The following is a 12190-nucleotide window of genomic DNA, read 5'->3' on the forward strand; positions in this document are numbered from 1 at the left end:
AATGAATGCCAATGCCGATCTTTCCAATGAGCTTGCGTTTGCTGAACGCGCGGCGCTGATGCTGCGTGCGCGAGCGGTGGAGAAGACCTTTACGCTGCATCAGCAGGGTGGCGTGCGCATCGCTGCGCTGGGCGGCGTGTCGCTCGATGTGGAACGACGCGAGTGTGTCGTGTTGTCGGGGCCTTCGGGCGCCGGCAAGAGCACGTTGCTGCGCTGCATGTACGGCAACTATCTGCTCACGCGCGGCACGGTTGCCATCCGCGATGAAAGCCGCACGTCGAAATACCTGTCGCTGTCCGATGCGTTGCCGCACGATGTGATTCGCTTGCGCCGTACTACCATGGGTTATGTGAGCCAGTTTTTGCGCGCTATCCCGCGCGTGTCGTCGCTCGATCTCGTCAGCGAACCGCTGATCTCTCGCGGCATGAATGAAGAAGAAGCACGGACACGCGCCGGCGCGCTGCTCGAACGCCTCAACGTGGCGCGGCGTCTGTGGACGCTTGCACCGGCCACGTTCTCCGGCGGTGAACAACAACGCATCAATATCGCGCGCGGGCTGATTGCTGAACAGCCGCTGCTTCTGCTCGACGAACCCACGGCGTCGCTCGATGCCGAGAACCGGCAGGTGGTGGCGGACCTGATCGTCGAGGCGCGCGAGCGGGGCGCGGCAATCGTCGGAATTTTTCATGACGAGGACACGCGCGAACGTGTTGCGACCCGACTGATTCAACTCAACGCTCCCGCCGGGCAGGCGGCAACGACTACGGAAACCTTGCAGACATGTTGATCAAAAACGCGCGTATCGTCACTCGCGATGAAGAGTTCACAGGCGTAATACGAGTAGCCGAGGGCCGTATCACCGAGGTGGCTCCCGGCACGACGTCGGTTGCGGAAGCAGAGGACTGGGGCGGTGATTACCTGTTGCCCGGACTCGTCGAACTGCATACCGACAACATCGAAAAGCATATCGCGCCGCGGCCGGGCGTGTTGTGGAACCACGACGCCGCCATCCTCGTGCACGACGCCCAGGTTGCAACGGCCGGTATCACGACCGTTTTCGATGCACTTGGGATCGGTTCGCGTGGAGGCGTGGGCGTACGCGGCAAGGAAATACAGACCAACTGCGCGCGCTCGATCGAGCGGCTGGCGGGGAGCGGCATGCTGCGCGTCGAACACTTCCTGCATCTGCGATGCGAAGTGGCGGCAGCGGACGTGCTTGAAGTATTTGAGGGGCTGGTTTCGCATCCGCTGCTGCGCCTCGTCTCCGTGATGGACCATACGCCGGGCCAGCGCCAATGGCACGATCCGGTCCAGTGGCGCAAGTATCAGGAGCGTCACGGTAAATGGACCGACGAACACGCGAGCACGGTGCTCAATGAACTGACCGACGACCAGCATCGGTACGCGCGGGTTCATCGCAGCGAGATCGTCGCGCGTTGCAAGACGCTGGGTCTGCCGATTGCGAGCCACGACGACACATCGGTCGAGCACGTGCTGGAAGCCGTGGAGGATGGCGTCGCCCTCGCCGAGTTTCCGACGACGCTGGCCGCGGCGCAGGCGGCAAGGGATCATGACATTGCGACGATCATGGGCGCACCGAATGTCGTGCGCGGCGGCTCGCACTCGGGCAACGTATCCGCGCTCGAGATGGCACGCGCGGGGTTGCTCGACATCCTGTCGTCGGACTATGTGCCGTCAAGCTTGCTGACCGCCACGTTCGAACTCGTCGACAAGGCCGGCTGGTCGCTGCCGCAAGCCATTCGCACGGTATCGTGGGCTCCCGCCAAGGCGGCCGGCCTGACGGATCGCGGTGCGATCGGCGTGGGGCTGAGGGCTGATTTCGTGCGCGTCGCCATGGCGGATCGCTTGCCGGTGCCACGTGCCACGTTCCTTGAAGGCAAACGCGTGGCGTGATTGCGGGCAGCGGATAGCTGCATTGATTATTGACTCTGGACATGCGCCGGTGCCTTTGGGCAGCCAGAGGTAGCTCGTTCGGGCAGCGCGTCATGTTGCCCGAATCGAATCTCGTCGTCGTTCATGAATCACATCGCATGCTCAAGAATGAGAAAGGGCAAACCCTTCCGTAAAAACACCAACTTCAGCCACGCCGAACCCCAGCTTCATCGAAAACCAATTGTTGGCTCCGCACGCCTGAACCACACTCGCATCCATTCCAGCCGGGTGTTTTCTGCCGGGTACAGCACCAGGGGCAAGGGACAATGACAGCAGGCGGGCAAGAGGCGCGCGGGCAGGGCTTGGGCATTCACCAGAAGATCAGCGACATCCCACGTCGATGGGTACAGGCTACGCCCAGTGCGATCGCCGCGCGCATGACATATGCCGGCGCGCCCGTGTTGAAGACGAGGCTTCTGCGCACTTGCGCGAGGGGCCGTGAACCAGGCATTAAGTAAAACAAAACCCCCGATTCAGAAATCGCGACTTCGCGAATCGGGTAGACGGGTTCATAGTTGAAGTCACCGTTGAACCCGCCTGTCGACCCACCCGCCACGTACAACGAGAGACGCCATCGTGCCCGAAGCGACTGAAAAATTCGACGACTGGCTGGACAAGACACAAGTTGTCCATGACGTGATCACCGCGTTCCCGCTGGCGGCCATGGCCGCTACGCTCAATCGCGAGCCCGAGACGAAAAATGTGCCGCCACTGTGGCACTGGCTCTATTTTTTACCGATTGCGCCGTTGTCTGAAACCGGCCCTGATGGCCATCCGAAACGCGGCGGTTTCCTGCCGCCCGTACCGTTGCCCCGCCGGATGTGGGCGGGCGGACGCCTGACATTTCATGAACCGCTGGTGGTCGGCGAAGCGGCGACACGCACGTCGACTATCGTGAATATTGAGGACAAGACGGGCCGCACCGGGCGGCTCGTGTTCGTGACGGTCCAGCACGAGATTGAAGCGGGCGGGGCGCTCAAGATCGAGGAAGAGCACGACATTGTCTACCGCGACGAGCCCGCGCCCGATGCTTCCAATGTGTCGCGGAAAGAGCCCGCCAAAGCGCCCGTCGACGAGACCTTCAGCCGCGAGATTCCGACCGACCCGGTGCTGCTGTTTCGCTACTCGGCGCTGACCTTCAATAGTCACAGGATTCATTACGATCAACCGTATGTCACGCAGGAAGAGGGATATCCGGGTTTGATCGTGCATGGCCCGTTGATCGCGACAATGCTCGTGGATCTGGTGCGCCGCGAATTACCCGGCGCGAACATCGCGAGCTTCGCTTTTCGCGCGCTGCGCCCGACCTTCGCACCCAATCCATTCACCGTATGCGGCAAACCGTCGGATGACGGCCGCACTATCGAGTTATGGGCGAAAGACCATGACGGTTACTTGACGATGCGCGCCACTGCGACGCTCGCCTGAATCTAAAAAAGTCCTTATGCAGACCACTCATTCCGATCAGTTCCAGGACATTCGCGAAGCTGTTCGCGACCTGTGCCAGCAATTTTCCGGCGACTATTTCCGCAAGATAGATGAAGCCCGTGGATACCCGGAAACCTTCGTCGACGCATTGACGAAGGCCGGCTGGCTCGCCGCGCTGATCCCGCAGGAATACGGCGGTTCGGGACTGGGTCTGACGGAAGCGTCGGTGATCATGGAGGAGATCAATCGGGCCGGCGGTAATTCCGGCGCGTGCCACGGCCAGATGTACAACATGGGCACGTTGCTGCGGCATGGCTCCGCGCAACAGAAGGACCGCTACCTGCCGCAGATCGCAAGCGGCAACCTGCGCCTCCAGTCGATGGGTGTCACCGAGCCCACCACCGGCACGGACACGACGAAGATCAAGACCACTGCCGAACGCCGTGGCGACCGTTACGTCATCAACGGCCAGAAGGTATGGATCTCGCGGGTGCAGCATTCCGACCTGATGATCCTGCTTGCCCGCACGACGCCGCTCGCCGATGTAAAGCGCAAGTCCGAAGGCATGTCCATTTTCATTGTCGACTTGCGCGAGGCGATTGGTCACGGCATGACCGTGCAGCCGATCCTGAACATGGTCAACCATGAAACCAACGAGCTCTTCTTTGATAACCTGGAAATCCCCGCGGAAAACCTGATCGGCGAAGAGGGGCAAGGGTTTAAATACATCCTCGACGGCCTCAATGCGGAACGTACGTTGATCGCGGCGGAATGTATTGGCGACGGCTACTGGTTTGTCGACAAGGTGACCGCGTACGCGAAAGAACGCATCGTGTTCGGGCGGCCCATTGGGCAGAATCAGGGCGTGCAGTTCCCCATCGCGCGCTCGTTCGTCAATGTGGAAGCGGCGAGCTTGATGCGCTTTGAAGCGGCGCGTCGCTTCGATGCCCACGAGCCCTGTGGTGCGCAAGCGAACATGGCGAAGTTGCTCGCGGCCGATGCATCGTGGGAAGCGGCCAATGCCTGCCTGCAATTCCACGGCGGCTTCGGTTTCGCCTGCGAATACGACGTCGAACGCAAGTTCCGCGAGACGCGCCTGTATCAGGTCGCGCCCATCTCCACGAACCTGATCCTCTCGTATGTCGCCGAGCATATCCTTGGCTTGCCACGCTCGTTCTGAATCATGAGACCTCTCGACGGCATCAAGGTCATTACGCTGGAACACGCGATTGCCGCGCCGTTCTGTACTCGCCAGCTAGCCGATCTGGGCGCACGCGTGATCAAGATCGAGCGGCCCGGGACGGGCGATTTCGCACGCGGTTATGACGAACGCGTGGAAGGGCTCGCGTCGCATTTCGTGTGGACGAACCGCTCGAAGGAAAGCCTGTCGCTCGATGTAAAACAACCGGAAGCCGGGAAGATTCTCGGTACGCTCCTGGCCGATGCCGACGTGCTGGTGCAGAACCTTGCACCGGGCGCCGCGGACCGGCTCGGTCTCGGGTATGACACGCTGAGCAAGCAATACCCGAAACTGATTGTCTGCGACATCTCGGGCTACGGGGCGGACGGTCCGTACCGTGACAAGAAGGCGTATGACCTGCTGATCCAGAGCGAATCCGGGTTCCTGTCGATTACCGGCTCACCCGGCGAACCGGCTAAAGCGGGCTGCTCGATCGCCGATATTGCCGCCGGCATGTATGCGTATTCGAACATCCTCAGTGCGCTGATTTTGCGCGGACGCACGGGCAAGGGCTGCCGGATCGACGTGTCGATGCTCGAAAGCATGGTCGAATGGATGGGTTATCCGTTGTACTACGCAATTGGCAATCAAGATCCGCCTGCGTTATCCGGCGCGTCGCACGCGACGATCTATCCGTACGGCCCGTTTCTGGCCGGGGACGGCAAGACTGTCATGCTGGGTTTGCAGAACGAACGTGAATGGAAAGTGTTTTGCGAGCGCGTGCTTGAACAGCCGTCGCTGGCGACCGAATCGCGCTTCGACGCGAACTCCAAGCGCTCGGCATCGCGTGATGCCCTGCGCGAGTTGATTGTTGCTGCGTTCAGCAAGCTGACTGCAGCCGAGGTCGTGCAGCGGCTCGACGCAGCGGGCATTGCGAACGCGCAGATGAATACGCTGGCCGATGTCTGGGCACATCCGCAACTCGAGTCGCGCGATCGTTGGCGCGAGGTGGGCACCTCGGCGGGACCGATTCCCGCATTGCTGCCGCCGGGCATGCCGAACGGTTTCGAGCCGCGCATGGATCCTGTTCCGGCGCTGGGCGAACACACCGACGCCATCCTGCGCGAACTCGGCTACGAAACCTCGCAGATCCAGGCGTTGCGCGAAGCCGGCACCATCTAACCCCTCAGGCGACCACCATGACGACCGATCATCCCAGCCGGACGCTCGCTACCTTCGCGGCATCCATTCATTTCGACGATATTCCGCAGCACGTCGTGGAGCGCACGGTGAATCTGTATGTCGACTGGCTTGGGTCGACGCTCGGAGGCAAGGGCGCCCGGCCGGTCGAAAGTATCGCGTTGTTCGCGAGCATGGCGGGCGCGGCGAACGGCAACGGGCAGGCGGAAGTGTTGATCGACCGCACGCACGCAACACCGTATTTCGCCGCGATGGTGAACGCGGCCGCCTCGCATTTCGTGGAACAGGACGACGTGCACAACGGCTCCGTCTTTCATCCGGCGACAGTCGTGTTTCCTGTCGCGCTGGCGCTGGGGCAGGCGGCGCATGCGTCGGGCCGCGACTTTATCGCGGCCGTGGTGGCCGGGTACGAGGTGGGGATTCGCATCGGTGAATTTCTCGGACGTTCCCACTACAAGGTCTTTCATACGACAGGTACGGCCGGGACCGTGGCGGCAGCGGCCACGGCAGGGCGGATGCTGGGCTTGTCCCCGGTGCAGATGCTTGACGCGTTTGGTTCGGCCGGTACGCAAGCCAGCGGGCTGTGGGAGTTTTTGCGCGACGCCGCCGATTCCAAACAGCTTCACACGGCCATGGCGGCTGCCAACGGCCTCATGGCTGCCGCTCTCGCCGCCGATGGTTTCAAGGGCGCCACGCGCATCCTGGAGGGTGAGAAGGGCATGGCGGCAGGCATGTCTACGGACGCTGACCCGGCACGCCTCACCGACCGGCTGGGCGAACGCTGGGCGCTGACGGAAACCTCGTTCAAGTATCACGCCGCTTGCCGCCATACGCATCCCGCCGCCGATGCGTTGCTCGCGGTGATGGCGGAGCATGGACTGAAACCGCAAGACATCGAGCGCGTGACGGCGAGGGTGCATCAAGGTGCAATCGACGTGCTCGGTGCCGTGACCGTGCCCACAACCGTTCATCAGGCCAAGTTCAACATGGGTACGGTGCTGGGGCTCGTCGCTTATCACGGTTATGCAGGTGTGACGGAGTTCGACGAAGGCTACGCCGCTGCACCCGTCGTGGCATTTCGAAGCAAGGTGGAGATGGTCCTGGACGAAGAGGTGGACCGCGCCTATCCCGCGCGATGGATCGGCAAGGTGACGGTGCACACGCGCGATGGCCGTGAATTGACCGGGCGCGTTGATGAACCGAAGGGAGACCCCGGCAATACGCTCTCGCGTGAGGAGATTGCGATGAAGTTTCGCCGGCTGGCCGATTTCTCCGGGGCGGCGTCGGATGAAGACGCGTCGCGTTTGCTTGACGCGGCGTGGGGCATTGCATCGGAGACACGCATCGGCTCGCTCTTCGAAGTGGATGTGCGGGCATGAGCGAGCGTTCTTATCTGTTCGTGCCGGGTAATCGTCCCGAGCGTTTCGAGAAGGCTCGCGCGAGCGGCGCCGACGCGGTGATCTTCGATCTGGAAGATGCGGTCCAGCCGCAAGAGAAACCCGCCGGCCGCGATTCGGTGCTGGCGCACATGGACGCAACCCGACCCGCGTTCGTACGGATCAATGCAGCGGATACCGAGTGGTTTGGCAACGACGTAGCGGCGATCGCGAGTCATCCGGGCGTGGCGGGCATCGTGTTGCCGAAGGCTGAAACGCGCGAGCACATTGAAGCGGTACTGGCGCATGCGCACTCGGTGCTGACAATCCTGCCGATCGTGGAGACCGCGCGGGGATTCGCCAGTCTTGCGGTGCTATGCGAGGCTCCACGTGTACAGCGCATTGTGTTCGGCACGCTGGATTTCCAGATCGACCTGAACGTGGAGGGCGACGGCGAGGAACTCGGCATGTTCCGCTCGCAGATCGTGCTCGCATCGCGGCTGGCCGGTTTGACCACGCCCGTCGATGGTGTCTCGACCGTGCTGGACGATCCTGTCGCCATCGAGTCCGAAGCACGGCGCGGCCGTCGTTTCGGTTTCGGCGCGAAGCTCTGCATTCATCCGAAGCAGGTCGACGCCGTGCATCGCGCTTATGCGTGGACTGCCACGGAGCGGGCATGGGCCGAACGCGTGCTGCGGGCGGTGGAAGCAAGCGGCGGTGCGGCGGTGGCTGTCGACGGAAAGATGGTCGATATGCCGGTGATCCTGAAGGCGCGGCGAATTGCCGGTGCGCACTGAGGAGCGCAAGGCAAACACACGACTGGGGACTAGCGGTGGAATTCAGCATTGTTGAAGATGCGCGTCACGGTCCGTTAAGATTGCAATCTCGCGTCGCTTTTGCATTTTCGGCGCCGCTATCCATCACGCCCACCCGCGCCTACCCACGCCCACCTGCCACCGACATGCATTTCGATTTCGTCGATCTGACGCTCATTGTCAATCTGGCCGACACCAGGAACCTCGCGAGAGCCGCCGAGCGCTGCCATATCTCCCCGCCCGCTGCGAGCAACCGCATCAAGAACCTTGAAGAGCAACTGGGTTTCAAGCTGCTGTACCGCACCAGCCAGGGCATGACGCTGACACCGGCCGGCGAGGCGTTCGTGCATCATGCGCGCCTCGTGCAGGAGCGCGTGGAGCATCTGGCGGGCGACATGCAGGAGTATGGCGAGGGCATCAAGGGGCATGTGCGGATCTGGGCCAACACCACCGCGATCAGCGAATTCCTGCCTTCGGTGCTGAGCGCTTTCCTGCGCGATCACCCGGACATCAATATCGACTTGCGCGAAGTACTGAGCGGCGAGATCGTCAAGGGCGTGGCGGAGAGCGCGACGGACATCGGCATTGTGGCGGGCAATGTGCACGCCGATCACCTGGAGATGTTGCCGTATCGCGATGACCGGCTCGTGCTGGTGACGTCGCTGGATCATCCGCTGGCGGCAGAGGAGTCGGTCGACTTTGCTCGTACGCTTAACGATAACTTCGTCGGACTGCCAACGACCAGCGCGATCCATGCGTTTATTGTCACCGCCGCCGATGCACTGGGCGCGCGTTTGAAACTGCGCATCCAGGTAGGCAATTTTGAAGCGGCATGCCGGATGATCGAACAGGGTGTTGGCATCGGCATTGTTCCGGAGTCGGTGGCGAAACGCCACGGCAAGGCCTTGAATATCCGCATGATCCGCCTCAACGACCCATGGGCCGAACGCAAGCTCAAGATCTGCGTACGCAGCATGAAGGACCTGCCGCCGCTCGCAAGGATGTTGGTGGACCGGCTGACGAGCGCGGTTTGACGCGGCAAGGACGCCGCAACAAAACGTACCTGGGTGCGTTGAAGCGATGCGTTCAGAATCGGTCGGCCCTGAAGGGGTGCAAATCGACGAGGGGTTTTTCGCCCGTCACCAGTTCCGCTATGAGCCGCCCTGTAATCGCACCGAGCGTCAGCCCGTGATGTGCGTGCCCGAATGCGAACCACAGGTCGTCATGCTTCGGCGCGGCGCCAATGATCGGGATCATGTCAGGCGTGCAGGGACGGCGGCCCATCCAGGGTTCATCGTCGAGGCGTTGTTCCAGCGGGAACAAGCCGCGGGCGATCGGTTCAACCGCGTCCAGTTGTACGGGCGTCTTCGGTGCATCGCGAAACGCGAGTTCCGCGCCTGTGGTGAGGCGGATGCCGCGTGACATCGGCGCGATCAGGTAACCGTTTTCAACATCGAGTACCGGATGGTTCAGGCGAGCATCCGACCTCGCCGCATAGTGCATGTGGTAACCGCGCTTGACGGCCAGCGGCAGGGTGTATCCGAGCCGCCTGGTGACATCGCCGGACCAGGGGCCCATCGCGATCACCGCGGAGCGCGCGCTCAGCAAACCCGCTTGCGTGTTGACGGTCCAGTGGTCCCTGAGTGTAGTCGCATCGCCGATAAAAAACCGCCCGCCCAGCCTGTCGAAATACTGCGCATAGGCCGTGACCAGCGCGTTCGGGTCGGTGACGGAATCGGCCGCGGTGTAGCGAAGCGCGCCTTTCAACGAGGTGTCGAGATCAGGTTCGGTCTGGCGCAAACGCGCCGGGTCGAGGGCGTCGAAGCTCACGCCAAACTCGCGCTGCCAACGCTGCACGACGGCCATTTCCGAATCCTGCTTCGCGTTCGTCCTGAACACCTTGATCCAGCCGCTCGGCCGCAGCAACGCGCTTGCACCAGCTTCGGCCGCGAGCATCCGGTGCTCCGTCACGCAATGCTCGATCAGCGTCGCGTACCAGCGCGCGATCACGGCGTGCCGCGACGGATGCGAGTTGCGCCAGTACCGCCAGAGAAACGGCGCGAGCTTCAGCATGGCGTTGGGGTGATAGCGGACGTCGAGCGCGGTGTTGCGGGAATACTTCAGCAGAGCGCTCAACGCGCGCGGAAACGCGTACGGATAAACCCCTTCGCGCTGGATCAGTCCCGCGTTGCCAAACGAAGTCTCGTTGCCCGGAGCCTTGCAGTCCACGAGCGCGACCGAGCGGCCGCGTTTTTGCAGATGCACCGCAATGGATACACCTACTATGCCGCCGCCGAGCACGACGGTGTCGAATTTCATGTGGGGTTCCTCAACGGTTCAGGCGAGTGCGGTCACGGCGACTTCGACGTCGCAGCCGGGCTTCATCAGGAGTGCCTGGACGCAGGCGCGCGTGGGGGCGTGGCCCTCGGGAATCCACGCGTCCCACACGGCGTTGAATTCGGCGAAGTGCTTCGGGTCGCTCAGCCAGATGTTCGCCGTGATCAGGCGGGTCTTGTCGATGCCGGCGGACGCGAGCAAGGTGTCGATCCGTCCGAGGATGTTGCTGGCCTGTTCAGTGATCGACTCGTTGGCATTGTCCGGAACCTGGCCCGCAAGATGGACATAACCATTCGCGATCACCACCTGGCTTATCCGTGCGTTGGTTTGAAGACGTTTGATTTCGTTTGTCATGGTTTAGACGGTCGATGTGCCGGTTGTGCCGATCGTGCTTTCACCGGCGGTATTGAAAATGGGCGGCGCAGTGACGATCGATTTCAGCGATACCGTCGGCAGCGCCAGCTTCGATAAATCGGGCCGCGGACGACGCAGGACCGGCAAGTTTTCGAAGGCCTGCTCCAGCGCATGAGCAACTGCGAGCGTCTTGTGATCGCCATGAAACGGCCCGACGATCTGCAGCCCGAAGGGCATGTCCGCATGATCAACGCCGCATGGTATCGAGATCGCCGGGTGCGTGGTCAGCGTGACCACGTAGGTGAGCGCCAGCCATCGATAATAATTCTCCTGCGCCCGCCCGCCAATCTGCGCGGCATACAACTCCTGCCACGGGAACGGCGAGACCGGCGTAGTGGGCGAGAGGATCACGTCGTAGCCGGCGAAGGCGGACTGGAAGCGCTTGAATATGCGCGTCTGTTCGGCTTGCGCCCAGGCGCTGTCGGCAAGCGTCATGCTTGCGCCCAGTTCGTAGTTTGCCCGCGTGTTGGGTCCGAGCGTGTTCGGGTCGCGAGCATACGCGTCGCGCAGGCCAGCGACGAAACTCTCCGCGCGGATCACGTCGAAGCAGCGGTGGACATCGCCGAGATCGAAGCTCACTGGCTCGCAGGTATGGACCATCGGCTTGAGCGCCGCCATGCGCTCGCGAAAGATCCGGCGGATGTTTTCATCGACGTCGCAACTGTCGAAATCTTCCGTCCAGCCAATGCGCAATGTGCTCAGGTCGAGTGTTTGCGGTGTGGCAAAACTCGGTGGGTCGGACTCGTAGCCAAGCGGATCAGTCGCGGAAATGCCGGCGGTCGCAGCGAGTTGCAGGCAGGCTTCGGCAACGGTCCTGCCCATGGGGCCAACAACAGATATGGGCGTCCAGCCCAGCAACTTGCGTGAGTTCGGCACGAGTCCGGGCGACGGCCGGAATCCGACCACGCCGCATTTCGACGCGGGTATGCGAAGCGATCCGCCGGTATCCGAGCCGGTGCAGACCGGCAGCATGTCGCAGGCCAGCGCCGCCGCCGCGCCACCCGATGAACCGCCTGCATTCAACTCGGGATTGAAGGGGTTGCCGGTCGCACCCCAGACCGGGTTACGCGTGTTCGCACCCGCGCCGAGTTCCGGAACGTTGGTCTTCGCGACGAGGATCGCACCCGCTGCTCGCAGGCGTTCGACCAGCAGGACATCACGGGACGGAACGTTGCCGCGGGACATCGGCGAGCCGTAGGTGGTCAGAAGGCCTGCTGTGTCTTCCAGGTCCTTCACGCCGAGCGGCAAGCCATGCAGCAAGCCGAGCGGTTCTCCGTTCAAGACCTGGCGCTCGGCGCTTTTAGCCGCAATGCGCGCTTCGGGATAACACGTGGCCGTGACCGCATTCACCGCCGGGTTGATCGCCTCGATCCGTTCGATACAGGCATCGAGCAACTCGACCGGGGAGATCTCTTTGGAGCCGATCATGCGGCGCAGTTCAACGGCAGATCGGCTGATCAGTTCAGTGTTGTGACTCATGACGTTGA

Annotated in this window: 11 protein-coding genes; 8 read left to right on the forward strand and 3 right to left on the reverse strand. The window is 62.4% G+C overall.

Annotated elements, in window-relative coordinates; translation table 11 throughout:
- Nucleotide 1 precedes the first annotated feature (1 nt).
- From phnL to AWB69_RS18630, 8 genes are all read left to right on the forward strand, one after another.
- Nucleotides 2–787, forward strand: coding sequence for a phosphonate C-P lyase system protein PhnL (gene phnL / locus AWB69_RS18590; RefSeq protein ID WP_062087328.1), 786 nt, complete (start codon nt 2–4; stop codon nt 785–787).
- A complete protein-coding gene (locus AWB69_RS18595; protein WP_062087330.1) occupies nt 781–1914 on the forward strand; it encodes an alpha-D-ribose 1-methylphosphonate 5-triphosphate diphosphatase in 1134 nt (377 codons plus the stop codon). Before phnL ends, AWB69_RS18595 begins: the two co-directional genes overlap by 7 nt.
- Nucleotides 1915–2529: 615 nt before the next feature.
- On the forward strand, nt 2530–3381 hold the full coding sequence (locus AWB69_RS18605) for an FAS1-like dehydratase domain-containing protein (RefSeq protein ID WP_062087334.1): 852 nt from the start codon (nt 2530–2532) through the stop codon (nt 3379–3381).
- 16 nt (nt 3382–3397) lie between these two features.
- The gene (locus AWB69_RS18610; protein ID WP_062087336.1) at nt 3398–4561 is read left to right on the forward strand and encodes an acyl-CoA dehydrogenase family protein; all 1164 of its coding nucleotides are present in this window, start codon (nt 3398–3400) and stop codon (nt 4559–4561) included.
- Nucleotides 4562–4564: 3 nt separating this feature from the next.
- On the forward strand, nt 4565–5743 hold the full coding sequence (locus AWB69_RS18615) for a CaiB/BaiF CoA transferase family protein (protein ID WP_062087338.1): 1179 nt from the start codon (nt 4565–4567) through the stop codon (nt 5741–5743).
- 17 nt (nt 5744–5760) lie between these two features.
- Nucleotides 5761–7140 (forward strand): MmgE/PrpD family protein, encoded by a 1380-nt coding sequence (locus AWB69_RS18620; RefSeq protein WP_062087340.1) that lies wholly within the window; start codon nt 5761–5763, stop codon nt 7138–7140.
- Nucleotides 7137–7934 carry an HpcH/HpaI aldolase/citrate lyase family protein gene (locus tag AWB69_RS18625; protein WP_062087342.1) on the forward strand — a complete coding sequence of 266 codons (798 nt, stop codon included), beginning with the start codon at nt 7137–7139 and terminating at the stop codon, nt 7932–7934. The genes AWB69_RS18620 and AWB69_RS18625 overlap by 4 nt, the downstream gene beginning before the upstream one ends.
- Before the next feature lie 164 nt (nt 7935–8098).
- Nucleotides 8099–8986, forward strand: coding sequence for a LysR family transcriptional regulator (locus tag AWB69_RS18630; protein WP_062087410.1), 888 nt, complete (start codon nt 8099–8101; stop codon nt 8984–8986).
- Nucleotides 8987–9038: 52 nt separating this feature from the next.
- Here AWB69_RS18630 and AWB69_RS18635 read toward each other — a convergent pair whose 3' ends face one another.
- Genes AWB69_RS18635 through AWB69_RS18645 form a run of 3 tightly spaced genes read right to left on the reverse strand, consistent with a single transcriptional unit; the run spans nt 9039 to nt 12182 of the window.
- Nucleotides 9039–10271 carry an NAD(P)/FAD-dependent oxidoreductase gene (locus AWB69_RS18635; RefSeq protein ID WP_062087344.1) on the reverse strand — a complete coding sequence of 411 codons (1233 nt, stop codon included), beginning with the start codon at nt 10269–10271 and terminating at the stop codon, nt 9039–9041.
- Nucleotides 10272–10289: 18 nt separating this feature from the next.
- Nucleotides 10290–10643: a RidA family protein gene (locus AWB69_RS18640; RefSeq protein ID WP_062087346.1), complete on the reverse strand. Its 354-nt coding sequence runs from the start codon at nt 10641–10643 to the stop codon at nt 10290–10292.
- Nucleotides 10644–10646: 3 nt separating this feature from the next.
- Entirely contained in the window at nt 10647–12182 is a 1536-nt protein-coding gene (locus AWB69_RS18645) for an amidase (RefSeq protein WP_062087348.1), read from the reverse strand.
- Nucleotides 12183–12190: the final 8 nt, after the last annotated feature.

Origin of the sequence: Caballeronia udeis (assembly GCF_001544555.2) — a bacterium.
GTDB lineage: Bacteria > Pseudomonadota > Gammaproteobacteria > Burkholderiales > Burkholderiaceae > Caballeronia > Caballeronia udeis.